A 25,793-nucleotide genomic window follows, 5' to 3' on the forward strand; every position below is an offset into this window, starting at 1 on the left:
AAAGGAGTTTTACCGGTATGGTCTCAGCCGTCTTATTATTCCTGATAGCCGGGCTGGCTGAAATCGGCGGAGGATATCTGGTATGGCTTTGGTTAAGGGAATCCAAATCGATTTGGTATGGAATTGCGGGAAGTCTGATCTTGATCGCATACGGTATTGTACCGACACTTCAGAGCTTTCCGAGCTTCGGACGCGTCTATGCCGCATACGGCGGTGTATTTGTCGTTTTAGCTGTCCTGTGGGGATGGCTGGTCGACCGGAAAACGCCTGATCTGTACGATTGGATCGGAGCCGCGGTATGCATCGTTGGCGTATCCATTATGCTGTGGGCGCCTCGCAGCTAGCGCCTGCACTAGCTCTGCTCACAGACAGAAGCTTTATTTTGCGAACATATCGATAAAATGCCGTGCGCTTTTGGACAAGTACCGGTCCTTCAGCCAGACCAGTCCGACGTCGGATTGAAATTCCGCATCGATAATATTCAGGACCCTGATGTTAGGCAGGGGGAAGGAAGTCATGACCGATTTCGGGAATACGGTGACGCCGATGCCTGCTTCCACCAAAGCCATAATAATGGCAACACTGGAGCATTCGCATATGATATTAGGCTCGAAGCCGTGGCGGCGGCACTCGTTCATGACCTTCTCATGCAGCCCGGTGGTTCTGTCCGTCTTCAGAGTGAGCAGCGGATAGCTCGCCAGCTCGCTCATTTTCATCGTGGTCTTATCCGGATCGTCGCTCCATTTCCTAGGTACTACTGCGACGAAAGGATCCGAGGGCAGCGGCAGCACCGAATAATGGTCGCTTCCTTCGTCCGATTCGAACGGCAGACGGGCGACAACGAGCTCGATCTGTCTTTTTTCCAAATGATAGCCGAGCAAAAAATGATCTCCCTCCAAAATTTTAAAGGTAACCTGAGGATAGGTTTTCCTGAACATTTCAATTTTGGGCGGAACCAGCGAGATACAGGAAACGACGGAGCCGATGGACAGGATCCCCTGAACGCCGTCGTCCAGCTCTTTGACTTCCTGAAGCGTCTCATTGAATTGCAGCAGCAGATTCTCCGCCTTTCGCTGCAGCAGCTCACCGGCAGGAGTAAGCATCAGCTTGTTGCCGTTACGGTCAAACAGCGTCACGTTAAGCTCTTGTTCCATCAGCTTCAGCTGGCGGCTCAGCGGCGGCTGTTCCATATTGAGCGCTTTGGCGGCGCGGGTAATTTGGCCTTCTCTGGCGATAGCGAGAAAGTATCGTAATTGACGGATATCCATACTTGCCCTCCTTCTCAATACCTTTTAGGTATGGGAACCCCATAAAACAGATATTTTTAATATACTCAAACGAGTGGTACGATTCAACTATTAGTATCCAAATAAGGAGATGTATCGAATGACGGCCCATTCCATCCACATTGAAAAAACAACGAATCCAAAGCAAAAACCGGCATCGAATCAGCTGGTATTCGGCAAGTATTTTACCGATCATATGTTTATTCTCGATTATGAGGAAGGAAAAGGCTGGCACAGCGCGCGCATCGTACCTTATCAGCCGATTACGCTGGATCCTGCTGCACGTGTGTTCCATTATGGACAAACGGTATTCGAAGGCTTGAAAGCCTATTTGACAGCAGATGAAAAAGTTCTGTTGTTCCGTCCCGAACAAAACTTCAAGCGCTTGAACCGTTCCAACGAACGGATCAGCATTCCGGCATTGGATGAAGAGCTTGCGTTAGAAGCGCTTCGCCAACTGATCGTGACAGACCGCGACTGGATCCCGAATGAAGAGGGAACGTCGCTCTACATCCGACCGTTCATTATTGCTACACAAGCGTCCCTGGGCGTATCACCATCGCTGCAATACCAATTTATGATCATCATGTCGCCGGTCGGCGCATACTATGCGGAAGGCATTCATCCGGTAAAAATCTACGTCGAGTCCGATTATGTTCGTGCCGTTAAAGGCGGAACTGGCGTGGCCAAGACGGCGGGCAACTATGCCGCGGGCTTGAAAGCGCAGGAGGAAGCGACAAGCAAAGGATATTCCCAAGTATTGTGGCTCGACGGCATTCACCGTAAATATATTGAAGAAGTAGGAAGCATGAACGTGTTCTTCAAAATTAGCGGAACCGTCGTCACTCCTGCTTTGAACGGCAGTATTTTGGACGGGATTACCCGCAATTCAATCCTTCAGCTGCTTCGTCACTGGAACATTCCTGTGGAAGAGCGCCAGCTGTCTATCGACGAAATTTACGAAGCGTACAGCAACAATACATTGGAAGAAGCATTCGGAACGGGTACCGCAGCCGTAATCTCTCCGGTAGGCCAGTTGTTGTGGAACGATCATCAAATGATTATTAACGAAGGCAAGACCGGCGAGCTGTCCAAGAAGCTATACGATACGTTGACCGGCATCCAAAAAGGCGAAGTGGAAGATCCGTTCGGCTGGATGGTTGAAGTAACCGACCAATTGGTCAGAGCCAACGGATAAGATCGGAAGGAGATTTCACTTTGATTCACGTGCTGTTTGTATGCCTCGGCAACATTTGCCGTTCTCCGATGGCGGAAGCGGTATTCAGAAGCAAAGTACGGAGCGCGGGTCTGGAAGACAAGATATCCGTCGATTCGGCCGGAACGGGAGATTGGCACTTGGGCGAGCCGCCTCATGAGGGCACTCGCAGTATTTTGAAGCAAAATGCCATAGATTACACCGGCATCCGGGCGCGGCAGACCAAAGCGGACGATGTTACCCGATTTCAGTATATTATTGCGATGGATGATTCCAACGTCCGGAATTTGAAGAGCTTGTCCGAGGATTTCCAAAAGGCGAATGTAAGCAAGCTGCTGGATTTCATTCCTGAGCGCAAAGGCGGCGATGTGCCGGACCCGTACTATACCGGAAACTTCGAGGAAGTGTTCGATATGGTGAACGAGGGTTGCGATCGATTACTTGCCTATATTCGGGAAAAGGAACGGATTTGAGCCTTAGTGGTTTGTAATGCGAACACCTTATTTCTGGTTATTTGCCAGAGATAGGGTGTTTTAGTTTTATCTCTATTAACACTACAAACGATCACGGTCAACGCGACCGGTTCGATGATTTTCGCAACCAAGCGAACTTGTGAGCTCATCCCCTTTGGGGGGATGGGCTTTTTTTAACCACAATGCATATCCAGTAAATGGAACGAATCCCAAATCATCGTTTACATTTTATCGAAGAATCATTTAATATGGAAATGTTGGATAAATAAGTTAATTGAGAGGAAGAGAATCAAATGTCAGCGGAAAGGACGACGGTGCCTAAACTGACTTACGACGGATGGCACATCGAAATATTATGGGATAATCACGATGAAGCCGTGCAATGGTTCGAGCAATATATGGGCTGGAAAGCGCGTGATCAATTCAAGAGCGGGGAGAACGACTGGTTCATCATGCGCAGGCAAACTCATTTGGGCTTCGGGACATGGATTAAGTCCTATATTCCCAAAATCAGACCGCATGTCTTAGCCGATCGGACTGCGATTGAGGGACATGTGCGCTGGTGCTGGAGAACGCGTGATCTGGAGGCGGTACACAGTGATTTTCAGAATAAGGGAATTCGGGTGACCGATCTGTATGCTGGCCCGGGCGGGCATTATTACTTCGATTTCTGGGCAACGGCTGAAGGAGTACGGCTAACGGCGGAGGGAGATGACACCATCGCGGAGGATGCCCCGCTTTTTGTACCGTCATGGACCCGTATCGGAGTGAGTGATCTGCAGGCAAGCATTGATTGGTATAGCCAATATTTGGGAATGCAAGTCGCCGCAACGCATATGAAGGAAGGCTATGCTGTAATGCATTTGGCCCTTGAACATCATCCCGACGATGTTTCGACTTGGGTGTTGGAGCGTCTGCCGGAAGGGGCGCACAAGGAGTGCGTGAATAGTCCGGTTCGGCCATACGTTGTTATGCACGATACACAGGAATTTCAGACGTATCACAATATTTTGCTGCAAAGCGGGGTTAAGGTTTCCGACATGGAAGGAAATGTATCGTTATTTCATCTGTACGACCCCGACGGGAATCGGTTTACTATTTCGAGGTAGGATAAGAGTGAAGTGAGGAGCTTGCTTTGGCATAGCTTCTTTTTTTCGGTTGAACAAAATCCGAATATTGACAATAAAATGGTTCTGGATATAATATGAATACATGATCATATATACATTAAAACTGGGGGAATACATATGAGGCAGAATACGGAGGTTCTGATCATAGGAGCCGGTCAAGCGGGGCTGGCGGCAGGTTATTATTTGAAGGAACGTCATATCGACTTTCTGATCATAGATAAAGGCGAAAAGCTTGGTCACGTATGGAGCAGCCGATACGATTCTTTGGTTCTGTTCACGCCCAGGTGGTACAGCTCGCTGCCAGGCATGAAATTGGACGGAGAGCCGGACGGGTATGCAGGGAAGGATGAGGTCGCTCAATACTTGCAGCGGTATGCAGGCCGGTATGCTTTGCCAGTCCAGCTTAGTACGGAGCTTTTAGCTCTTGTCCGAACCGATACCGGCTTCTCAGCGCGAACCACTAAGGGAACCATTACTGCACAACAGGTAATTGTGGCTACGGGACCGTTCCAAAGCCCGCGCATACCGGATTTTGCAGATCGTTTCTCGCCGAGAGTTAAGCAAATCCATACATCTGCTTATGCGAATATGTCGAGTTTAAACGAAGGCTCTGTTCTGGTAGTTGGCGGAGGTAATTCAGGAGCTCAGATTGCGGTTGAGCTGGCATCGGAGCGGGAAGTATATTTATCCGTCAGCCATCCAATGAAGTTTCTTCCCATGGAGATATTGGGCAAAAGTATATTTTGGTGGTTTAAGAAGCTGGGCATTCTGGGATTCCACCGGAATTCCTGGGCAGGACGCCGGCTGCGGGCACAAAAGGATCCGATCTTCGGCAAGGAGCTGATAAGTCTGATCGAACAGGGCAAAGTCAGGGTTAAGCCCAAAACGGTGAAAATTCACTCCGACCGGATTACGTTCGCCGACAACACCCAATTGCAAGTGGACAATGTCCTATGGGCGACAGGCTTTGTGTCCGAGTACAAGTGGATGGAGATCGAGGGGGCTAAGGATCGTTCCGGCCAGCCGCTGCATGATGGGGGGCTAAGCCCGATTCCGGGTCTCTACTATATCGGCCAGGCTTGGCAGAATACAAGAGGGTCTGCATTGCTTGGAGGGGTAGGTACCGATGCGAAGCATATTGTAGAAACGCTGCTGAACGCCAGGGACAGCACAAGAGTCATTTTGCATGATCGAACCTATGGCTATGGCTAAACGCAGCTAGAGCTTGCCGCAGGCTGATGCCTTAGAGCAAGCTTTTTATTGGTTGTCCTTTGGCTCGTATAGCCCGGATCGTGACTTAAACCATAGGAACAGATGCGTGATGATCACCTTCAGTACGGCATAACCGGGGACCGCCAATATAATACCTGGCACACCGAACAAATTTCCCGCCGTCAAAATAACGAAGATGATGGTTACGGGATGGATGTGCAGTGTTTTTCCCATAATTTGCGGCGAAATAAATTTGCCTTCGACCAATTGGACGATGGTCCATATCGCGATCATCTTGAGCAGCATGACCGGTGAGGTTACGCTGGCGACGATCAAAGCGGGAGTAATGGCGATGGCCGGTCCCAAATAAGGCACGATGCTGGTACAGGCTGCGATCACCGCAAGAACGAGAGAATAATCCAGACCAATGACCTGATACCCGATAAATAGCAAAAAGCCGATACAGAAGCTCACAATAATTTGTCCGCGGATGTACGAGCTGATCTGGTGACTCATTTCCTGCATAACCCGATACGACTGGTCGCGAATCGCAACCGGTACGAATGACAAGAGGTAGGGAGGCAGCCTATCGCCGTCAATCAGCAAATAAAACAGGATAAACGGCACTGTCACCAAGGCAAGCAGCGTTTCCGTCAGCACCCCGAGAAATCCGCTTAAGCTTGACCATGTGCGATTCAGCACGGCAGTAATCCGCTCCGTGATGGTGTTCATCAGTTCGTCGGAGTTGAAATGAATCGTTTGCGTGAGCTGATTGAACAAATCGCTGCCGATGACCCGTTCGAACTGGCTTCTGATAGTTTGGCTGTAAAATGGAATATTACGAACTAGACTTAACACTTGCTCACGAATGATCGGAATGCCGGTTCCGACGATTAACGAAATGATGCCAATGATGACTAAATAAAGGAGGATTATGGAGTACACTCTCCGTATCTTCCGTTTTTCGAAGTAATCCACGATCGGATTCAGCAAGTAGTACAATACGCCTGTCAAAATAAATGGAAGCAGCACCGTCTTTAGAATAACGGCCAACGGATGGAAGACAAAATGGATCCGGGTAAAAACCAATATATTAAGTCCGATAAGCAGCAGTACGGTTAAGAAGAAAATGAAGGGGTGTCGGTACACAAACACTTTGAATCGATCTGACCAAATTCCTGGATTTCGCATCGGCTGCCATCCTCTCCCGAACTACTAACTACGATTATCCAGTATGGACAGAATAAGGGGGATTTTAACCGTTTTGCAGCAAAAAAAGTCAGTCAGATCAACAAAGGCAACTAAAAAAACGACCGCGTAGGGCAGGTTACACCGCTTCGCGCTCGTCCTTATGTTAAGATATGGTTGAAATGTGCTATAAACTATGATAGAATCATAAGACAATAAATCTAATATATTATATCATATTACTATATAAATGTCAATTTTAATTTTCTGTAAACAAGTAAGGAGGTTTTTTATGGAATATCTTCCATGTAACGGCTGTAGAGGCTTGTGCTGTGGTCCGGTTCCGGTTACCGCACAAGAGCTCAAGATCATTCGAAAGGCTCTCGATGCAATGCCGGAGGAACAGCGCAGTAAGCTGCAGCACCAGTTAAGATTCCCGGGCACGTGCATCTTTTACGATGACGATAACGACAAATGCGGGATCCATTCGTTTCGGCCCGGCGTGTGCCAAGCGTTTGGCCATTACAGCAATTTGATCTGTTTTCGCAATCCGGCTGCCGCTGCTGAGGAAGGCTGGGATACTTCGGAAGAACCTGCAGGGATCTTATCGGTCGATTTTACGTGGAAAGATTTCTAGTATCGTGATATATTGGATGAGATTGAATTTTTAGAAAAGAGGACTTGACATGATCGATCATACCGTACTAGTAAAATTCGCAGATACAACTACGCAAGAGCAATTGCAAGAAGTGGTTGACCGGTTCAAGGCGCTTAGAAGCCATCTGACGGGGGTTATTGACCTTCAAGCAGGAATTAATTTTTCGGAGAAAAATCAAGGCTACCAGGTCGTATTGTACGTCCGGTTCGAAGATCGGGCAGCTCTAGAAGCATACGGTCCTAACCCGCACCATCAAGCTGTAGCCGCATTCATCCGCGAGTCGGGACGTGTGGACAGCATCGTGAACGACATCGAGATTTAAGAGTCGTCAGCAACTTTAATAAGCTTAGTCTTGCGGCCTGTGGCGCGGACTAAGCTTTTTTTGATCCTATTGGGAAAGCTAATTTCTGTGATAAGAAACAGGCGATGAAGACCTCGGACGATCGATAACGATGGCGGTGCGATGGCGTTATATCAAAGAGAGGATGATCAAGATCAGTAATGCAACGGATGATACCAAAGATAGTAAGAAAATAAATAATCTAAAGGCTCGATCCGGATCTCGCGGTTTATTCTGATTGTGTGTCTGGCGAACCATTAGAAGACTAATCTCCCGTGTTGCTAGTTCTGTAAACGACCAGAATGGTGCTGCGTTGATACTCGCTTTTATCCGGCTTGCTCTTGATCAATGTGCCGTAGCTGATGCTGACGAACTGGTCCTCTCTTAACGTAGCCAAAAACTCATTCGCCTTTCTTTCTGCGTAGCTGCTGTCGGAGTCAATAAATTCTTTTACTTGAATCATTGGATTCACCCTTTTCGATTAGTAGTTGCGTTACCGCAGAGAATACATTTAATGTAAAAAAAGCCTGGAAGCAGGAAGGCATTCCGCTCTCATCTTAAGAGGGAATGCCTTGTCAGTTGAAGATAACATATAAGTTCAAACGAGTCAATTACCGTTAGGTAAATATTGTTATTCTATAAGGCCTGATATTCATTTTGCTGAAACCGGGGTAAACAATGTACGTATTAACAATCAACACGGAAAAGGAGGAATAGCCATGCTGCGTAAACTATTAGGCAAGCTTCTCGGTACAAACCACAAATCCGGTGGATCCTATTATCGACCGCGTCATAGCAGTGATGATTACAAGCAAATAGGCAGAGGCAATAAATATCAACAGCACAATCAATATGGGCACAACCACTATAAGAAAAAGCGTTCTTCCAGTTCATACAGCAGCTAGGATTTACGTCAACGAGCGTAAAATAAGAGCAACCTCCTGGCGAATCTGCTGAACGGATTCGAATGGCTGGTCCGTCATGAGCAATCGGCGGAGCAGCTTTATTGTTTTGGGATCAATCGATAATTCCTGCTCCCAGCCGGGCTCCTCTTCCGAACGGGGCGATTTCTTCTCGGAGTAGCTGCTGTATAATAGAAACAGCAGGAAATGGCCTACCGCATAAAAGTCGCTCGTAACGTGAACGGCTCTTCGAAGTTTTTTCTCTGTCGGATCTTCGTCTTCAAGGTCTTCTTGTTCACCTTCTACGACTTCTCCGTCCTTCCATTCCCTGGAAAGCCCCAGATCAATAAGCTTTATATCATCTTCGTCCACAAGGACATTGGCAATGCTAATATCGCGATGAATGATGCCCATCGAATGCATATACTCTACAATTTCCAATAGCCGCCCGACGATAAGCAGCGACTGCCTTTCGGTATACTGCCGGTTTTGTTGAAAGAGAAGCCGGTCGAAGCTGCTGCCCTCCATAAACTCCATGGTGAAGCAATGATGTCTCCGGAACCCGAACATCTCGTAAAGCTCCGGAATCGCTTGATGATGCAAACGGCTCATCATGCCGGTTTCCCGTACATAAATTTGCTCTGCTCTTGCCGCTCCTCCTCGCAGGGGAGAGATTCGTTTCATAACGCATCGGCGGCCCTTTTGCATATCGAAACACAAGTAAGCGACGCCATAGCTACCGCTTCCCAGCTTTTCAAGCATTCGGTATCGTCCGGCGATGACGTTCCCAGGGCGAAACGATACATCCGCTAGCAGACGGAGGCCTTGATTAAGTTTTTTGGTCAAGCTTTGTAGAAGCAGCTTTCGTACGTGCCTTATCAATCGGCCGGCCTCCGTTTCCCTATGAGCGGACTGCAGTCTTTCTTATATTATACATGGAACCTGGGTTCTGCTCTAATGCAGAAATAACCTGATTTCACCCGGGTTACGAACAACGAAACGATGGCACAATGGTAAGGAGGTGATAGCAGCATGCACTTGTTTACCCCCTTGAAGCCGATGATTGTGAGCATCGGTAAAGAACCATTTGATAGTGAGGATTATATCTTTGAACCTAAGTGGGACGGCTGGCGTCTGCTGCTGCACAAGCAGAACGACCGCGTGGAAGTGTATACGAGGAACGGATTACAGGTGACCGGCAAGTTTCCGGAGTGGAGGGAGGCTGCGAGAGCCATCCAAGCCGATACGGCCATTCTGGACGGGGAAGGCATCGTTCTGAGGGGAGGCAGACCGGTATTCGATGATTTCGCTTATCGGGGAAGGCTTGGCACTTCTATAAAAATTCGCAGTGCGATGCAGACGCACCCGGTTACTTTCGTTGCTTTCGACGTTCTCATGACGAGCAGGGAGCATATTCATGAACCGTTAATGGAGCGGAAGGAACGTCTGATGGATATGATCGATCCGCATCCTTCCCTCATGCCCACGATGTACGTATCGGGACAAGGAAAGGCATTGTTCGAGCTGACAAAACAGCGAAATATGGAAGGGATCGTAGCCAAACGAAAGCAGTCGCTATATGCTCTCGATACGAAAAGTCCCGATTGGTTGAAAATGAAGCATTTTAGATCCATCGATGTCGTCATTTTGGGCTATCGGATTCGGCCGTTCGCTCTGGTTATCGGCTTGCATTTCAGGACGATGGCTAACAAGCCGGTAGGCTTGGTGGAGTTCGGCTTTCAAGCCGAGGACAAGCGGCTTTTTCTGGAGCTGGCTCAGCACCTGGAAACGACCAAGGACGAACAAACACAGTGGCTCAAGCCAAGGCTCTGCTGCCGAATCGACTACCAGGAGAGGACCGATACTCATCAGCTGAGGACAACGATTTTTAGAGGATTTTTGCCGGATAAGGATCCGAAGGATTGTGTATGGCAGTCGTAAATGGTAGGATATGGTTATTGTGACATCCTAGTCATATGATTCTAGTAAAATCCAGGCATTGATGCTAATGGAGGGACCGGAGTGCAAACATGCGTCAAACTGGACTCCGCTCCGTTGTCCACTTCGGTTAAGAAAATCCAGCTGAGGATGCGGATGTCAATTCAATATTGGTCGACGACATTAACGTAAGTAGGTAATTGCCGAGTTCTGTCACCTTGTTGCAGGAGCCGTAGGGATATTAGTCGTTATGTTTAACTCAGTAAAGTAACCGCTTTCATTCCATAGCCGGATTGTCATTCTGGATCAGGGGGTCGCTACCGAATTAGGGACTTGTGGTGAGTTGATGGCTGTGGCATTATATCATGCTGCAGTGGATCCATGTGGCACTCGGTACGCTGCTCCTGGTATGGAACGATGCTCTTCGCTGGCAGGCGAACTTATACAAAAATATCTGGTCGATGACGTAATGATAGGCGGAAATTTCGGTTCATTCCCGAATGTTGTAGTAGACAGGTGGAGAAAGCAACCCGTGAAGTGAGGACACGAAGGCGGAGCTTGCCGTACAATTGGAGAAGGAGTTTGTCCGTGAAGTCGTTGCTTTTCATCGTGAAGCCTCGATCAAAGGAAAGTCCCGGGAAGATTTCGACCGTTACTTCGTAAAAATTCGTGCAAACCTTCACAAGGAGGCAGATCATCCGATGAAAATTATAGACTTATCCGTTTCGATTCATACGGGAATGGATGTATACCCGGGAGATCCCACGGTATCCGTTGAAATCGTGCATACCCACGAGCAGAACCAGTGGGAGCTGCGCCAAATTACTATGGGCTCTCACACGGGGACGCATGTGGATGCTTTTTCTCATATGAACTCAAAGGGCAAATCATTGACGGACATGCCTTTGACGCATTTCTTCGGTAAAAGCTACGTGGCTCGGCCTGATCAGGACTTCCCTATCCGAGCAGGACTGTTTTTCCGGGAGGCTGCGGGTATCGAGCTGTTCGATAAAATCAAATCGGCCCAAGCGCCATTCGTCGGGGGCTTGATCAGCGAAGAGCTGCAAAGAGCGCTATTGTCGGAGCAAATCGTCACTTATACGGATCTAGCTAATCTGGAGTTACTTCCGGAGCAGACGCCGTTCATGTTTTACGGCTTTCCGCTGAAAATTAAGGACGGGGACGGCTCTCCGGTCCGGGCGGTAGCGATGCTGGATTTTTTTCAATCGTAACAAGAGACTCAACCGAGACCGAGCTATAAGTAAACGGCCGTTTTCACTCCTCAGGCTGCTGAGGGGCTGAGATCGGCTTTTTTCGTATGGTCTGTAAAAAGCTTTCAGGCTGTTATACGTCAGGTTTTACCAGCATAAGATGGTTGCAATGGGTTCGATCCAGATAGGCGGTTTGCAGAGCTTCTTGAGGAGGGAGATGAGATGAACGACCCACAATTCAGTGAGATGAGGAATTTCTCCAGGTCTTCGGGTGATACGAGCCTGTATAACCGCGACAAGCTCAGCCTTGATGCATTAGATGTTTATGTTTATGGATTCCCTCTGGTTTTGATGGACATTACCCGACGAACGGGTGCGGTAAGCATCCCCCAGCGAAACCGATTTTATAATCAGAAGGTATTGGCGACTCCGAAATTTTCACATGTCGTCCGGCCCAATGTAGATACACTATACTCCTCGGCATGGCTGGATCTGAGCAGAGGTCCTCTCCAATTGCATGTTCCGGATACGCTCGGAAGGTATTATTTGCTCCCTATGCTGGATGCGTGGTCTAATGTTTTTGCTTCGGTTGGCTCGAGAACTACGGGGAACAGCGAACGATCATTTCTTATCGTCGGCCCGGGCTGGCAAGGCAGTCCGTCTGGTGCCGATATCATTCATGCACCTACCGACACGGTTTGGATTATCGGCAGAATACAAACGAACGGTCCTGAGGATTATCCGGCAGTCCATGCCATTCAACGAGGCTTCCAATTAACGAGACAGCAGCCCGTAGCTTTGAATACGCCTATCAGCGACCATATTCTCATCAGTGACAAATCGCCGAGCGAGATTGTGAAGTCGATGGACGCGGACGTTTTTTTCAATCTGATGATGGAATTGATGTATAGAAATCCGCCATACCCTCACATTCAATCGCCCGAGATAACACACAAGCTCCATTCTCTCGGTCTTATTCCCGGACCGGGCTTCAACTTCAGTAAACTAGAACCGCAGGTTCAAAAAGCACTGGCTCAAGCGGTACGGAGTGGACCGGAAATTATTAACAGAGCAGGGGAGCAGCTGTTAGCGGATACCGGGTGGAGTATGCCAATGAATAATATCGGATACTACGGAACCCATTACTGGGATAGGGCTATCATAGCCAATACATTATTCGGAGCGAATATTCCCGAGGATGCCGTCTACGCGTATGCATTCTCAGATACCAACGGCAACGCATTGGACGGAAGCAATCAGTACGTTATTCACTTCGCACCGGGCCGTCTTCCGCCGGTTCATGCCTTTTGGTCCATAACGTTATATAACAAGGACGGGTATTTGGTGAAAAATCCGCTGAACCGGTATTCTATTAGCTCTCATCACAGACAGCTTCATTATGAGGAGAACGGCTCGCTTACCGTATATATTCAACACCATTCCCCAGGGGCAGAGATTGAGTCCAATTGGCTGCCCGCTCCGCAAGGACCGTTTAATCTCATGCTCCGAATGTATTGGCCCGAACCAAGCGTGCTGGCAGGGCAATGGCGTCCTCCTGCCGTTTCAAGAAGCTTTTAATATCCTATGACCTTTCGTATGAAACAAGAAGTGAGGTGTGTACTTTGAGAGCATACAACCCGTTGGAGCAGCTTGTCAGAGCGTATTTGCCGGCAGGAGCTCAGCTGGCGACCATAGATCGCTCGGCTGCTCCGGCTATTTATGCGGCGGACTTGGATGGCGACCGGTTAGAGGAAATAGCAGCGGTCTACCGCTTTTATGACGGCGTATACTTGCTGGTGCTGAAGCATAACGGCACAAGCTGGGAAATCGCCAGCGTCTCCAAAGAACCTGGTGATCATGTGGGCCTGTTGGGCGCAACCCCGGTGCTGCAGCAGGATAGAAGCAATCTTATCGTTGGATGGCAGCGTAACGGAATGACTTCGCATTTCTCTGTTTATGAATGGACTGCAGGCGGTATGCGGGAATATGAAGACCGGAGTGTGGGTGAATCCTTCGGTTTGCCAAGAAGCGGATTCCAGCGGATCGTGAGCTTGTTCCCGGCAACCGTCAATACCGTTTCCGGAACGGTATGGGGATATATCGATAACAAAGGACAGCTGCGCATCCAGCCTCAGTATGAATATGCTTCCGACTTTCAGGACAACGGTCTTGCCCGGGTACAGTCTCATGGCAAGAACGGGGTCATTAACACATCCGGACATTATGTTGTTAGACCCATGTACGACTTTATAGGGGAGTTTTCGGAAGGAAGAGCGGCAGTTATCGACAAGCAGGGCTTCAAGCTAATGGATGAAACGGGACGTATCGTTACCCCAAAAGCGTATTCCTTCATTTCATCCATGAAGGAAGGCAGAGCGATGTTTTCCGACCACCAATCAAGCAAATATGGATACTTGGATGCGAACGGTAACGAAGTCATCCCGGCTCAGTATGATGAAGCCAGTGATTTCAGGAACGGTAAAGCACTCGTAAAAGTAAAAGACGGGGAATATGCACTGATCGGATTGGACGGGAGAAAACTCACAACCTATTCCTACCCATTCGTCGGGCAGCCGGGAGACGGACTGCTGCCTTTTCAGAAAGAGCAGAACGGCCGTTACGGCTATATCAGCGAAAAAGGGGATATAGTGATCCAGCCGGCATTTACCGGGGCGTTTCCTTTCCAGGAAGGCCGTGCCGTAGTTAATACCGCGGAGGATTACAAGAACAAATACGGACTAATCAATACCAAGGGGCAGTATGTCATCCAGCCCGGCTATAACGATATTCGTCAAATCGGTGAGAAGAGGGTGGCTCTGGGCAAAGCAATTCGTGCCGATCAGCCTTACATCGGTTCCGTATATGCGATTGCCGATACGGACGGGAAGCAGCTGACCGATTTCGTATACTATGATGTCGGAGATTTCCATAAAGGGCTGGCATCGGTTAATGATCGTAAGCAGACGTTTTTTATTGATCCGAGCGGCAAGCCGGCACCCGGCTACCCGAAAATTAACGGTACGGGCACGGTAGCTCTGCAGGACTCCATTATTCAAGCTAACGTGGATCAGCGTTTATCGTATTGGAATCGCGAGGGACAGCCGATTTGGCAGCAAAATACGGTTATCCCATTAAGACCGCCGTACCGGGTAAAGGAAGAAAAGTATAAGCCGAATAAAGATTATTTGGTCTATTATCCGCAAGTAGAAGGGATGAGCAATGCCACTGCACAGCAAAGAGTGAACACGAAGCTTAAGGAGATGTCGCAAGTGAAGCCGATCCCGTCCGATACTCAGCTGGATTATGCATACACAGGGGATTTTGCCGTTACCTTCTTCAAAAAAACGCTGCTCGTACTCGAGCTATCCGGCTACAATTTCCCGTTCGGCGCGGCACATGGCATGCCTTCGAGAAAATACCCCCATATTAATTTACAAGACGGCACGATGTATGCGTTGAAAGATTTGTTCAAGCCAGGCAGCAATTATGTCGCCGTACTAAGCGAGATTGTTGGAAAACAAATCAAAGAAGACCCTCAATATTCCTATGTGTTTCCTGATTCATACAAGGGAATCCGCCCGGATCAGCCGTTTTATGTAACCGAGCATGCGCTGCATCTGTATTTCGAGCCGTATGAAATCGCTCCCTATGCAGCCGGATTTCCGACATTTACGATTCCGTTCGCACAAATCATGAATATGATTGCGGTGGACGGGAGCTTCTGGAAATCGTTCCACTAAGGGGGGAAAAAGCTTGAGCAATCAAGCTTTTTTTCATTTGTTAACGAATCGGATTTCCCGGGTCTTGTCATTCGATGCGGCGAAGTCTAAAAGGCGGAGGCCTTCTTCCTCCAATGCATTTCGGTCGTGGTTCATCAAGGGCCCGAAGGGCTCCAGAATCAGTACAGCGCCACCGCGCTTGCGCTCCAGCCTCCATAGACCGCGGACAAATCCGTCGATCAGGAATGTAGACCGGATAATTCCGTTTACCGTAAATACCCGCGGCCGGTATTCGTCGGAGATGATACGTGTCCGATCGGCATAGGACAGCAGCATATTATCGAACTCGCCCAAAAATATCGGCGGAGCCGGCGTGCTTCCATCCGGGAGCGGTGCGTCTGGCAGATCGAACAGCTCGTTGCCGTGGACATCGCAAAAGGTTCGGAGCTCCGGACGAAGCCGATCAACGATCTCACGAAGCCGGGTCAGACCGCACCAAATCTGCATATCGTTGACGGAAGCGGGACCAAACGCAGCCAAGTAGCGTTTGATCAGCTTCTCAACGTCAAGGGCGGGCGAGAGCGGGGTTCCGAGCCAAGCCTCCGCAGTAGTATGGGCTGCTTGCCCGCTCGAGCCCCACAAGCCTCTGGGAGGAATCTGGACAAGCGGTACCAGATTCCTCACGGCTGCGGCCAGGACCGCCGGGTCGCGGTCCGGCCAGCGTTCCAGCAGCTGAGCTCCGAGCTCGCTGAAGGTTAACGGCCGTTCTTCGACCAGCGAACGGCCTACTGCGGCAAGCGCCGAGGTATCGATCCCCTCGAGGCGCTTGCCGTGAGAGCCCATCAGCCCGCGCGTCAGGACGGGCTGCAGCAGAGGGCGCAGCTCCAGGCAATCGCGAGCTGTGACCAAGTGAATCGTCGAGCGCATGAGTGCTATGCGCACGATTTCACGGCTTTGGATGGCTTCTGCCAAAGCCTCTTGGCGGAAGCCATTGATGCGCGCCCATAGCCCGAAATAGGGCGGATTCGGCGCTTGGGCCTGTAACCCGATCAAATGCTCGACAACCTCTGAGACAGGCAGGTCGACCCGTTGTAACAAATATTGTCTGGCGAGCAGCGCCCGGTTTAATTCACGCTGTCCCAGGACATTTCCTCGCTCCAACTCCTTACCAGCGGAATGTTTTGTTAATGACTCCCGTGTGCTCATTCGCCAACCCCATTTCTTATGAATAAATAGCCTCGATCTGTTCTTGCCATCATTTTATCCCTATAATGATCATGTTACACAACGAACACTGACAGCAGTATGTCAGTGTTTTGCTGCAAATAGCGACACCTTTGGACTTTTGCTGCGTATAACCTTATACAGATTTATCCAGTCTTTCGACAGCTAGAACCAATACCTTCAAGGAGGCGAGTGGAAATGATAGATAAAGAGGGCAGCAAAGCTCTTTCCGCTTCCGCTTTAGTCGTATCGTTATTTATGGCAACGGTTGTTACCGGATGTTCTCCGGCGAAACCAGCAGGCCCGGCGGGGGTACAGTACTTGCCAGCTTCATCGTCGATGCCGACGCAAGTACAGTCGGGAATCGCATCTCAAGGGAGCGGTAATGGCAGCACGGCTCCTGCGTTCCCGTACGGCGGATCGGCTCAAGATTATTGTGAAGACGATAATCGGGATAACCGCTGCGATGATAATGGAGATTCCTATGATTCGTCATTCTTCTATGCCCATGGCGGGACCGCTTATTACGGCAGATCCAGCGCGACGCAATCCGGAAGGCTTACGAAGGGTATTGCACCCGCACCGCCTGTGGCAAGCGGTTCCGGAACTTCCTCAGCCGGCTCCAATCCATCCGGTGGCTCGGTGAAGAGCGGGGGAGATTCGACAGGCAGCAGCGCGACAACCGCGAATCCAAGCGGGACTACAAATCCGAGCACTTCTTCCCGTACAGGCTCGTTCACGAGTAACGGCTCAAGCTCGGGCAGCGGCACAAGCTCGACCGCTGCGGGTGGAAGCGGATCGACCTCTTCCAGTTCCGCAGGAACCGGCGCTTCCAGCTCGCCAAGCAGCAGCGGCGCTAATGGTACCTCTTCCAGCTCAAACAACAGCAGTGGAACTACAGGTACCACTCCCAGCTCGAAAGGCAGCAGCGGCGCTTCTGGCTCCTCGTCGAGTTCGATCCGTAGTAGCACTTCCGGTTCCTCTTCTAGCACGATATCCGGCAGCTCCTCCGGCAGCATCTCTAGCGGCTCCAAGGGGGGCATCGGCAGCTCGGGAAGCAGCAGCGGAGGATAAATCCTTTCCTGTGCCAGACCTATTCGAAGGCTGCCTTGATAGGAGGAAATAGAGAGCGGGAAGCTCGCTCCGAGTATTGCAGCATTTGATAAAAATGGAAAAAAGCTTGAAAATATACCACAGTCATGATAGTATGAGGATACTTTAAAACGAACGGAGGGTTACGTATGTTTGATTATATCCGGTTTAGATCTTTGTCTCACTACAATTAAATAGTGATCAAAGGCTCTGCTTGCGTTAGCGGAGTAACCGGATTGATGAACCTTTACTGTAACCGTAATAGTTGTAACCAAAGAGGGGGTAGGTCCATTCTGCCCTCTCTTTTTTGTACCCAAAAACAGCATTCCATAGAATGAGTTGGTTCTGGCTTACCCTTCAGTTATCCTGATCTAAGGGTGGCTGTCTTCAGGTGTCTTTACACTCTTTTGCGACTCATTCTAACCTATTGCTTTAGGGTACAGCTTCCGGTTATTTCGAGCACAGGCGGCCATAGTCTGTGTTTTTTGCCGTTTACTACTTAACTATAAGGAGCGTGGCTTTTATTATGACGAAACATCTTTTGCAGGATCAAATTCAAATACAACAACTCTTGGCATTGGCTGAGAAAAACGGGCTTCGATTGAGCCCGAATGGATTGGAAGTAGACGAATCGGGAATGGATTTCCAAGTTGTTTTTGCCCAAGATGAAACAGGAAGATCGTGGGTGCTGCGCAAGCCGAGAAGGGCGGATGTGCTGGAACGGGCGGATAACGAACGTAATGTACTGGAGCTGCTGAAGCAGCGGCTGCCTGTTGCCGTACCGGAATGGCGTATTTATACCCCGGAGCTGATCGCTTATCCGAAGCTGGATGGGGTGCCTGCAGGCTCTGTCGATATGGAACAGCATGGATACGTGTTTCGAATCGACCGGCAGCCCTTAGCCGATACGTTCGTAGACTCATTGGCTCGAGCCTTGGCGGCTCTGCATGGTGTTGACCATGAGGCGGCGGCAGCAGCGGGAATTAGAGTATTGGGGCCGCAAGAAGCAAGAGAACGCTTTGCTGGTCGGATGGATGAAGTCAAGCGCTCAATCGGCGTTGCCGAAGAGCTCTGGCAGCGTTGGCAAGCGTGGATTTCGGACGATTCCTGCTGGCCGCAGCATTCTGCGCTTGTTCACGGGGATTTGCATCCTCCGCATATTTTGGTCGATAAGTCTCAGTCGGTCACAGGCCTGCTGGATTGGACGGAAGCGGAGGTCGCCATCCCTTCCACCGATTTCACGCTCTACAGCGCCATCTTCGGCGAGGATGAACTGGATCGGCTGCTGGTCAAATATGAGCAGTTCGGCGGGCGCACTTGGCCTCGAATGCGAGAGCATATCGCGGAGCAGCTGGCGGCTTATCCCGTATTGATAGGGTTGTTCGCATTGAAGTCGGGCAATGAGTCGACCATGCAGATGGCTCGTACCGCTTTGGGTCTTGAAGGTTCAGCAGAATAAAATAGGGTAGCACCAAGTCGCAGCTTGTTGGCTGCGGCTTTTTTTACATTTCGAGAGTGCTAAAAATTTACATGAGGAGGCGAAGTCGTTACCTGAAGATAAGCCGTTTAGATGTATTCGCCCTATGGAATGGAAAAGAAGCCCTATAAGAACGATTCCATCCACCCTGTATAATTTGTAAATGCAGCAAACGATTTCATCTTTCCCATTGTCAACAGTGTGATTCTTGAAACCCAAGGATCCCTATGTAAATGGGTGGTGCAGATCATTTGTTGTAAGCGGTAACAAATTGTTCGCGCGACAGTTGACTGAACCATTATTGTTGGGAGGGATTAGTAATGAGAGTAAGTAAGCTAGCCTGCGCGTCGCTGCTCTCGATCAGTGTCCTGGCAAGCTCCGTGCCGGTGATGGCAGCAGACTTGCCTGCGGTAGCGGCCGCTATTCCGGCATTTCCGGGAGCGGAAGGAGGAGGGATGTATACGACGGGGGGACGCGGAGGCTCGGTATACGAGGTTACGAATCTGAACGATTCGGGTCCCGGGTCCCTCAGAGATGCGGTAAGCCAAGGAAATCGCACGGTCGTATTCCGGGTATCGGGCAATATCGAGCTGGAGTCTCCGCTTAACATTACCGGCTCCAATATTACGATTGCCGGCCAAACAGCGCCAGGAGACGGGATCAGCGTCAATAACCATTCAACCTACGTCAAGGCGGATAACGTCATTATCCGGTACATGAGATTCCGTATGGGCGACGAGACCCCTTCTGCCGGCGATGCCATGACCATCGACAAAAGGAAAAATCTGATCATCGACCACTGTTCGGTTACTTGGGCGATTGACGAGGTGCTGTCACCGCAGGATACGGATAATTTGACGGTTCAATGGTCGATCGTTGGGGAAGCTTTGCATATGTCGAAGCATGAAAAAGGACGCCACGGCTTCGGCGGCTTATGGGGAGCAGGCAATAACACGTATCATCACAATATTTTGGTTCATAACAGCAGCCGAAATCCCCGGTTCAAAGGGAGGACGGAAGAGGATAAACGAAATTTGGATTACCGCAATAACGTCGTCTACAACTGGAATTATAAGACGGCTTACGGCGGAGGCAGCGCCAATGTGAACATGATCAACAATTACAACAAGTACGGTCCGGATACGGTGTTGGATAAAAGGGATCTGGTGCTCGATGAATTAGGCGTCAACGGCCAGTGGTACATTGATGGAAACTACATTGACGGGTCCCCTACGGTAACAGCGGATAACTGGGCCGGCGTGTTCGAGTTTACCCCTACGAATACGAGGCTAGGTTCTCCTGTGCCGTTCGCACCTGTGACAACGCATACCCCCGAGCAAGCTTATGAGCTTGTATTGGCTCAAGCCGGCGCTATTTTGCCAAAGCGGGATTCGGTTGATGCGAGAATTATTCAAGATATTCGCAACCGGACCGGCAGACAGATTAACTCGCCAACCGAGGTCGGTGGGTGGCCTGATCTGAAGAGCGCACCGGCACCGGCTGATACGGATCACGACGGTATGCCGGATGAGTGGGAGCTCGCTCGCGGGCTTGATCCGGCCAATCCGGATGACCGTAACGGCGATATGGATTCCGACGGCTATACGAATCTGGAGCACTATTTGAACGGTATCGTAGGCAGCGGATCCCAAAATCCGGTTGTACGGATCGCCAGCCCGGCAACCAACACTATAACCGGAAGCGGCAGCACCATGGTCATTGATGCGGATGCTTCGGACCCCGACGGATCGATCCAAAAGGTGGAGTTTTACCAGAACGGAGTCAAGCTTGGCGAAGATACGACCGCCCCGTATCAGTACACATGGGCGAATGTTCCTGAAGGCACTTTCTTCCTGACGGCGAAAGCTATAGACAATACGGGTACATCTACGGATTCCTATGCCGTCCCTGTACATAGCAATGCGACTGGCGGTATTTCGCCTTGGAGTGAAGCAACCATCGGAACACCTGGTTTACCAGGCCATTCCAATATGAACGACGGCGTGCTTACGTTGAAAAGCGCGGGCAACATAGCAGGCCCAGGCAACGACGAATCGTTTCATTACGTCTACCAAAAGCTTCAGGGCGACGGACAGCTCATTGCGCGAATCGATAAAATTACGCATACCGCACCATTGGCCAAGGCGGGAGTGATGATTAGGGAAAAGCTGACCCCTGGAGCGCGGATGGGGATGACTGCGTTAGCTGTAAGGGGGGACGGCCATGTTGCTGAATTTTACAGCAGGGAAACCGAAGGCGGGGCATTGGCCGAAACGCCGCCGCTGCCGTCCATCAATCCGCCGTATTATGTGCGTATCGTTAAGTTCGGAAAGACCGTAACCGGTTATATCTCCTTGTTAGGCAATGACTGGAGTTCGATCGGATCCATGCAGCTGGACTCGGATGAAGTGTATATCGGCCTGATGGCGGATGCCGGCAAGGAAAACAATCTGATTGAGAACTACAACAAATCGATGTTCTCGCAAATTCAATTCGAGAAATTCCCGGAGCTTCCTTATAAAGCGACGAATGTGAGCGTATCCCGCGGAGAATCCGATTTGCTTCTTTCCTGGTCGCCGGCCGAGAGAGCAACGGCTTATCAAGTTCGCCGGAGCTTGACCCCGGGAGGTCCTTATACTACGATTGCCACTGTAGCGGATACGAAATATTTGGATACGACAGCGGAAGCAGGAGTGAATTACTTCTATGTCGTACGAGCGACCAACTCGAATGGTGAAAGTCTTGAAAATTCCGAGGAACGCAATGGCGCGCTGCTCGGGACACCGGCAGCCGTCTATTTGATCAACGAGGATTTCGAGAATATGACCGTCGGCAGCCATCCGGAGGGCTTCGACAGCAGACCGACGCCGAATACCGATGCCAATCGCGTCATTGTCGATAATGTGCCTGCAATACCGGCGGGCAATGCATCGAGCAAGCTGATGAACCTGGCGGATAACAGCACAAGCCAAACAAGAGCATCAAAAACTTTTCCGGCGCAAAAAGGAGTCGTCATCGCCGAAGCCAGCGTCATGCAGACAGAAGGGGCGGACTATCCTCGTGTACTGCGGTTAAACGACGTTCCGTTCGGCAAAAGCTACATCGAGCTGTTCTCCGGCTATGGCGCCGGATGCCCGACCGCCTACTGCTTCTACTACCGGAAATCGGACGATAGCAACGGCAAGGCCGCACCGCTGCCGGCTAACAATGAATTTGTGCCGAACAAGTGGTACAAATTGAAGGTGATAGCGGATGTGAAAACCCAGTTGGCCGAGGTATTCATTAACGGAACCTCTGCAGGCGTCATTCCTTTCCATAAAAGCAAAGGCTGGCCGGATGCGCCTAGCTTAAGCGCCGTCGATTTCTTATCGTCGGCCACCCACAAGGTCAACGAGTATCTGGATGATATCCGAGTCGGCATACCTGCCATTCAAGCTCCTGCCGGAGTAACGGCGGCTGTGTACGGGACTTCGGCGTCTGTCAATTGGGATGCGGTGCCGGATGCAACCTCTTACCGGGTTTATCGCAGTGAAGGCAGCGGAAGATATACGCTAGTCGCTTCCGACTTAAAGGAGTTGAGCTATAAGGATCAGGGCTTGGCTTATGACCAGACCTACACGTACAGCATAGCCGCTGTAAATAATACAGTGGAAGGTGCCTACTCCGCACCGGCAACGGTCCGAACCTTAAGTCCGTTAATTATTCACTTGGATCAACAGAGTGGATCGGTGAGTACGGTTGTGTACACAATTACCGGTTCCTTGAACAGACCGGGTCAAGTGTTCGTAAACGGGAAGGAAGCCGCGGTCCAGCCTGATTTGAAGTTCTCTTATCCGGTTCGGCTGATAAAAGGAGTAAACGACATTACGGTGGAAGCTGTCGATGCGGCAGGTGACAAAGCAGTTCCTGTGAAGCTGCAAATCGTGTACGATACGACTACTCCGGTTGTAACGGTAACCAATCAAAGAGGCCATGACAATGGCAAAGATGACAAGGCGGAGATTGGTGATTATCTCATTACCGGGAAAATTAGCGAGCCCGGAACGGTGACAGCGGACGGCCGTCCTGCAACCGTGAAGCCGGATCTGACTTATTCCGTCGTCGTGACTCTGAAGCAAGGCCGCAATAGAATAACGATTCAAGGTGTTGACTTGGCAGGCAATCATTCTGTACCGGTTGTTTGGGAAGTCGTAGCGACCAAAAAAGGAAACGACAAGGATGTTGATCCCGACAAAGATTGAACCGGACAACGATGAATAAGCTTCAGTGCCGCCTATTAGGCGGCTTTCTTTTTGCCACAACAAAATAGGCAAGCAGACAACTTGACTTTGTGCGATTTGTTTCATATAGTAAGACTATCCTACTCTAAGGAGAGATTTTGATGTCGGTGGTCGTTCTTAACTAATAAATTCCATAATTGAGGGAAATCACAACCTGGAAAAATTGACATCCATGCGATGTTTATTTCTTATGGGCTTGTTAAGACCTCGGAATTAGTTAAGAACAACGGATATCATACAATGCCTTAGGTGTATTCCTATCATTGAGCTCCCATCCGTGCTGTGTTCAGCACGGATTTTTTTGTAGATGCGAAGCGGAAGTCACGCTTTGCTCCTCAAGCATCCTTGGATGAACTCGCACATGCCGCTTACATTCTAATGCGGCATAGGCTATCTTCATCCATGAAAGGAAGGGACTCTTGAACAGGAATGTGCCTATAAGGGGCGGAGAATGAACATACGTTCATTCTCCGCCCTTTTTTTATTTTACATCCCAAAGGAGAGTATCGAAATGAACGAAACCGCATTGCAACGACTGGAATTTAACCGCATAAGAGATTCCATCATGGATTATGCCGTATCCTATGCCGGGAAGCGGCATGTAGAGTGCATGGCACCTATGACCAATGCCAAATTAATCCGTACGAAGCTGGAGGAAGCAGCCGAAGCCAAGGCTATGCTGCAGCTGGGAGCGAGCGTACCTATTCCGTCACTGGAAGGAATTGAACATGTTATTTTGCTGCTGGGCAAAGGATATGTGTTCACAGAAGCCGATTTCTCGCATATTCATCAATTTCTGGTCAGCTGCGGCCAGCTGATGAAGTATATGGCATCCAAGAGCTCGGTGGCTCCTAATGTCAGCTCATACGCAGCATCCATGTATGGGCTCGACAAGCTAAAATCGGAGATCGATCAGTGCATCCGTCACGGCCGCGTGCTGGATTCGGCAAGCAAGGAGCTGGCCAAGATCCGCAAAAAAATGAATATCTTCGAGGAGCGGATCAAGGGCAAGCTGGATTCCCTGATGAGCAGACACCGTTCCATATTGCAGGAAAATCTATTCAGCACTCGCAACGGCCGATTCGTGCTTCCGATCAAGAAAGAACACCGCAGGCTGGTTAAAGGTGCAGTGCTGGATGAATCGGCCAGCGGCCAAACTGTCTATATCGAGCCGGCGGAGTTATCGAGCCTGCAGTTCGAGCTATCCGCGCTGAAATCAGAGGAAGCACGAGAAGAACTCAAAATTTTGAGCGAGTTAACCGCTTTGACGGAAGGCTACACGGCGGAATTGGAGACGAATGTGGACACCGTCGGTGTGTACGATTTTCTGTTTGCCAAAGCGAAATACGCACAAGCCATAGGCGGAGTCCCCGTACAAATCAATGAGGATGGAATCATTCATTTTCAGAACGGAATCCATCCATTGCTGGGCCGACAGATGATTCCGCTGCATTTTTCGATCGGAGAGGGCTACAGCTCGCTTATTATTACGGGTCCTAACACTGGGGGCAAAACATTAGCGCTCAAGACTGTCGGCCTGCTAACCGCGATGGTACAATCGGGCTTGCTCGTACCTGTCCGGGAAGAAAGCATGTTTTCTGTATTCACCAACCTTGCGGTCGATATCGGCGACGGACAAAGCTTGGAACACGCGCTTAGCACATTCTCCGCACATATTCGGAATGTCAACCAAATATTGCAGATCGCAGACCGTTCGACGCTCGTATTGATTGATGAAATGGCATCGGGAACCGATCCGGGCGAAGGTGTCGGGTTGTCCATCGCGATTTTGGAAGAGCTGCATCGGAGAGGGACGACCGTCATAGCGACAACCCATTTTACCGAAATCAAAAATTTCGCAGAAGCGGCTCCCGGATTTGAGAATGCGCGAATGGAGTTTGATGCGGACACTTTGCAGCCGTTATACAGATTAACGATAGGGCAGGCAGGGCAGAGCTATGCGTTCCACATTGCCTTAAAGCTCGGGATTCCATCCGGCATCATTCACCGTTCCCGAGAAATATCCCAGAATGGATTTAAGGCAGCTGCCGCCGAGATGGCGGTACAGGAAACAGCACAAGATCGTCCGTTCAGGAAGAATGAGACACCTGAGTCAACAAAAGCCGCTGACCAATCTGCCGCAGCCAAGTTTGTGCTCGGAGACAGTGTCTATATCTCTTATCTGGGACGTACAGGCATCGTGTGTGAGGTTGAAGACGCGATGGGCATAGTCGGGGTGATGATTCAACGGGAGAAGCATCGGATTAACAAGAAGCGATTGTCTCTTCATATTCCCGCCAAGGAGCTGTATCCGGAGCAATATGATCTGGACATCGTATTCGAGACCAAGGAACACCGCAAAATGAAAAAACTGATGAGCCGAAAGCACGTGGAAGGGCTTATGATCGTGAAGAAAGAAGAATAGCCGCAATAAGAAGACAGCCTGA

General features: G+C 49.9%; 22 protein-coding genes. 15 read left to right on the forward strand and 7 right to left on the reverse strand.

Features of this window, described 5'->3' with window-relative positions:
* Nucleotides 1-17: 17 nt before the first annotated feature.
* Nucleotides 18-344 (forward strand): YnfA family protein, encoded by a 327-nt coding sequence (locus tag DVH26_RS18150; RefSeq protein ID WP_239635165.1) that lies wholly within the window; start codon nt 18-20, stop codon nt 342-344.
* Between the two features lie 33 nt (nt 345-377).
* On the opposite strand, the gene DVH26_RS18155 is transcribed toward DVH26_RS18150, so the two are convergent.
* Entirely contained in the window at nt 378-1,268 is an 891-nt protein-coding gene (locus DVH26_RS18155) for a LysR family transcriptional regulator (protein WP_239635166.1), read from the reverse strand.
* A 118-nt stretch (nt 1,269-1,386) separates the two neighbouring features.
* Between DVH26_RS18155 and DVH26_RS18160 the strand changes: the two genes are divergently transcribed.
* The 4 genes from DVH26_RS18160 (at nt 1,387) to DVH26_RS18175 (ending at nt 5,317) form a co-directional block, all read left to right on the forward strand.
* Complete coding sequence (locus tag DVH26_RS18160) at nt 1,387-2,484, forward strand: branched-chain amino acid aminotransferase (protein WP_239635167.1); 1,098 nt, start codon at nt 1,387-1,389, stop codon at nt 2,482-2,484.
* Between the two features lie 20 nt (nt 2,485-2,504).
* Nucleotides 2,505-2,975, forward strand: coding sequence for a low molecular weight protein-tyrosine-phosphatase (locus DVH26_RS18165; RefSeq protein ID WP_239635168.1), 471 nt, complete (start codon nt 2,505-2,507; stop codon nt 2,973-2,975).
* 293 nt (nt 2,976-3,268) lie between these two features.
* Nucleotides 3,269-4,084 carry a VOC family protein gene (locus DVH26_RS18170; protein ID WP_239635169.1) on the forward strand — a complete coding sequence of 272 codons (816 nt, stop codon included), beginning with the start codon at nt 3,269-3,271 and terminating at the stop codon, nt 4,082-4,084.
* Nucleotides 4,085-4,222: 138 nt separating this feature from the next.
* Nucleotides 4,223-5,317 (forward strand): flavin-containing monooxygenase, encoded by a 1,095-nt coding sequence (locus tag DVH26_RS18175; protein ID WP_239635170.1) that lies wholly within the window; start codon nt 4,223-4,225, stop codon nt 5,315-5,317.
* Between the two features lie 45 nt (nt 5,318-5,362).
* On the opposite strand, the gene DVH26_RS18180 is transcribed toward DVH26_RS18175, so the two are convergent.
* Nucleotides 5,363-6,508, reverse strand: a complete 1,146-nt coding sequence (locus tag DVH26_RS18180; protein WP_239635171.1) for an AI-2E family transporter — start codon at nt 6,506-6,508, stop codon at nt 5,363-5,365.
* A 289-nt stretch (nt 6,509-6,797) separates the two neighbouring features.
* Between DVH26_RS18180 and DVH26_RS18185 the strand changes: the two genes are divergently transcribed.
* Nucleotides 6,798-7,142, forward strand: a complete 345-nt coding sequence (locus DVH26_RS18185; protein WP_239635172.1) for a YkgJ family cysteine cluster protein — start codon at nt 6,798-6,800, stop codon at nt 7,140-7,142.
* Nucleotides 7,143-7,191: 49 nt separating this feature from the next.
* Nucleotides 7,192-7,485 (forward strand): Dabb family protein, encoded by a 294-nt coding sequence (locus DVH26_RS18190; protein WP_239635173.1) that lies wholly within the window; start codon nt 7,192-7,194, stop codon nt 7,483-7,485.
* 283 nt (nt 7,486-7,768) lie between these two features.
* Here the strand turns inward: DVH26_RS18190 and DVH26_RS18195 are convergent, their stop codons facing one another.
* Nucleotides 7,769-7,966, reverse strand: coding sequence for a sporulation protein Cse60 (locus DVH26_RS18195; protein WP_239635174.1), 198 nt, complete (start codon nt 7,964-7,966; stop codon nt 7,769-7,771).
* 256 nt (nt 7,967-8,222) lie between these two features.
* Here DVH26_RS18195 and DVH26_RS18200 point away from each other — a divergent pair, with 256 nt between their 5' ends.
* Nucleotides 8,223-8,408: a hypothetical protein gene (locus DVH26_RS18200; protein ID WP_239635175.1), complete on the forward strand. Its 186-nt coding sequence runs from the start codon at nt 8,223-8,225 to the stop codon at nt 8,406-8,408.
* Nucleotides 8,409-8,411: 3 nt separating this feature from the next.
* Here DVH26_RS18200 and DVH26_RS18205 read toward each other — a convergent pair whose 3' ends face one another.
* Nucleotides 8,412-9,287, reverse strand: coding sequence for a serine/threonine protein kinase (locus DVH26_RS18205; RefSeq protein WP_239635176.1), 876 nt, complete (start codon nt 9,285-9,287; stop codon nt 8,412-8,414).
* A 150-nt stretch (nt 9,288-9,437) separates the two neighbouring features.
* Between DVH26_RS18205 and DVH26_RS18210 the strand changes: the two genes are divergently transcribed.
* From DVH26_RS18210 to DVH26_RS18225, 4 genes are all read left to right on the forward strand, one after another.
* Nucleotides 9,438-10,346, forward strand: coding sequence for an ATP-dependent DNA ligase (locus DVH26_RS18210; protein ID WP_239635177.1), 909 nt, complete (start codon nt 9,438-9,440; stop codon nt 10,344-10,346).
* A gap of 698 nt (nt 10,347-11,044) precedes the next feature.
* Nucleotides 11,045-11,575: a cyclase family protein gene (locus DVH26_RS18215; protein WP_239635178.1), complete on the forward strand. Its 531-nt coding sequence runs from the start codon at nt 11,045-11,047 to the stop codon at nt 11,573-11,575.
* A gap of 201 nt (nt 11,576-11,776) precedes the next feature.
* Complete coding sequence (locus DVH26_RS18220) at nt 11,777-13,132, forward strand: DUF1254 domain-containing protein (RefSeq protein WP_239635179.1); 1,356 nt, start codon at nt 11,777-11,779, stop codon at nt 13,130-13,132.
* Between the two features lie 44 nt (nt 13,133-13,176).
* Nucleotides 13,177-15,294 (forward strand): WG repeat-containing protein, encoded by a 2,118-nt coding sequence (locus DVH26_RS18225; protein ID WP_239635180.1) that lies wholly within the window; start codon nt 13,177-13,179, stop codon nt 15,292-15,294.
* 33 nt (nt 15,295-15,327) lie between these two features.
* Here DVH26_RS18225 and DVH26_RS18230 read toward each other — a convergent pair whose 3' ends face one another.
* The 3 genes from DVH26_RS18230 to DVH26_RS18240 form a co-directional block, all read right to left on the reverse strand.
* Nucleotides 15,328-16,434: a winged helix DNA-binding domain-containing protein gene (locus tag DVH26_RS18230; RefSeq protein WP_239635181.1), complete on the reverse strand. Its 1,107-nt coding sequence runs from the start codon at nt 16,432-16,434 to the stop codon at nt 15,328-15,330.
* Nucleotides 16,435-16,768: 334 nt separating this feature from the next.
* Nucleotides 16,769-16,993 carry a hypothetical protein gene (locus tag DVH26_RS18235; RefSeq protein WP_239635182.1) on the reverse strand — a complete coding sequence of 75 codons (225 nt, stop codon included), beginning with the start codon at nt 16,991-16,993 and terminating at the stop codon, nt 16,769-16,771.
* 28 nt (nt 16,994-17,021) lie between these two features.
* The gene (locus DVH26_RS18240; RefSeq protein WP_239635183.1) at nt 17,022-17,516 is read right to left on the reverse strand and encodes a hypothetical protein; all 495 of its coding nucleotides are present in this window, start codon (nt 17,514-17,516) and stop codon (nt 17,022-17,024) included.
* A 599-nt stretch (nt 17,517-18,115) separates the two neighbouring features.
* Here DVH26_RS18240 and DVH26_RS18245 point away from each other — a divergent pair.
* The 3 genes from DVH26_RS18245 to DVH26_RS18255 all read left to right on the forward strand — a co-directional run bounded on the left by DVH26_RS18245 (nt 18,116) and on the right by DVH26_RS18255 (nt 25,771).
* Nucleotides 18,116-19,048 (forward strand): macrolide 2'-phosphotransferase, encoded by a 933-nt coding sequence (locus tag DVH26_RS18245; protein WP_239635184.1) that lies wholly within the window; start codon nt 18,116-18,118, stop codon nt 19,046-19,048.
* Between the two features lie 338 nt (nt 19,049-19,386).
* Entirely contained in the window at nt 19,387-23,307 is a 3,921-nt protein-coding gene (locus DVH26_RS18250; RefSeq protein ID WP_239635185.1) for an Ig-like domain-containing protein, read from the forward strand.
* A 550-nt stretch (nt 23,308-23,857) separates the two neighbouring features.
* Nucleotides 23,858-25,771, forward strand: a complete 1,914-nt coding sequence (locus DVH26_RS18255; protein ID WP_239635186.1) for an endonuclease MutS2 — start codon at nt 23,858-23,860, stop codon at nt 25,769-25,771.
* Nucleotides 25,772-25,793 lie beyond the last annotated feature (22 nt).

It is taken from the genome of Paenibacillus sp. H1-7, from assembly GCF_022354825.1.
Classification (GTDB): Bacteria; Bacillota; Bacilli; order Paenibacillales; family NBRC-103111; genus Paenibacillus_S.

Excerpts from the sequence above, each read along its gene's own strand:
- DVH26_RS18150 (WP_239635165.1), top strand. The coding sequence starts at position 18 with ATGGTCTCAGCCGTCTTATTATTCCTGATAGCCGGGCTGGCTGAAATC.
- DVH26_RS18155 (WP_239635166.1), bottom strand. The coding sequence starts at position 1,268 with ATGGATATCCGTCAATTACGATACTTTCTCGCTATCGCCAGAGAAGGC.
- DVH26_RS18160 (WP_239635167.1), top strand. The coding sequence starts at position 1,387 with ATGACGGCCCATTCCATCCACATTGAAAAAACAACGAATCCAAAGCAA.
- DVH26_RS18170 (WP_239635169.1), top strand. The coding sequence starts at position 3,269 with ATGTCAGCGGAAAGGACGACGGTGCCTAAACTGACTTACGACGGATGG.
- DVH26_RS18175 (WP_239635170.1), top strand. The coding sequence starts at position 4,223 with ATGAGGCAGAATACGGAGGTTCTGATCATAGGAGCCGGTCAAGCGGGG.
- DVH26_RS18180 (WP_239635171.1), bottom strand. The coding sequence starts at position 6,508 with ATGCGAAATCCAGGAATTTGGTCAGATCGATTCAAAGTGTTTGTGTAC.
- DVH26_RS18185 (WP_239635172.1), top strand. The coding sequence starts at position 6,798 with ATGGAATATCTTCCATGTAACGGCTGTAGAGGCTTGTGCTGTGGTCCG.
- DVH26_RS18190 (WP_239635173.1), top strand. The coding sequence starts at position 7,192 with ATGATCGATCATACCGTACTAGTAAAATTCGCAGATACAACTACGCAA.
- DVH26_RS18195 (WP_239635174.1), bottom strand. The coding sequence starts at position 7,966 with ATGATTCAAGTAAAAGAATTTATTGACTCCGACAGCAGCTACGCAGAA.
- DVH26_RS18200 (WP_239635175.1), top strand. The coding sequence starts at position 8,223 with ATGCTGCGTAAACTATTAGGCAAGCTTCTCGGTACAAACCACAAATCC.
- DVH26_RS18210 (WP_239635177.1), top strand. The coding sequence starts at position 9,438 with ATGCACTTGTTTACCCCCTTGAAGCCGATGATTGTGAGCATCGGTAAA.
- DVH26_RS18215 (WP_239635178.1), top strand. The coding sequence starts at position 11,045 with ATGAAAATTATAGACTTATCCGTTTCGATTCATACGGGAATGGATGTA.
- DVH26_RS18220 (WP_239635179.1), top strand. The coding sequence starts at position 11,777 with ATGAACGACCCACAATTCAGTGAGATGAGGAATTTCTCCAGGTCTTCG.
- DVH26_RS18235 (WP_239635182.1), bottom strand. The coding sequence starts at position 16,993 with ATGACGAATCATAGGAATCTCCATTATCATCGCAGCGGTTATCCCGAT.
- DVH26_RS18240 (WP_239635183.1), bottom strand. The coding sequence starts at position 17,516 with ATGCTGCCGGAGGAGCTGCCGGATATCGTGCTAGAAGAGGAACCGGAA.
- DVH26_RS18245 (WP_239635184.1), top strand. The coding sequence starts at position 18,116 with ATGACGAAACATCTTTTGCAGGATCAAATTCAAATACAACAACTCTTG.
- DVH26_RS18250 (WP_239635185.1), top strand. The coding sequence starts at position 19,387 with ATGAGAGTAAGTAAGCTAGCCTGCGCGTCGCTGCTCTCGATCAGTGTC.
- DVH26_RS18255 (WP_239635186.1), top strand. The coding sequence starts at position 23,858 with ATGAACGAAACCGCATTGCAACGACTGGAATTTAACCGCATAAGAGAT.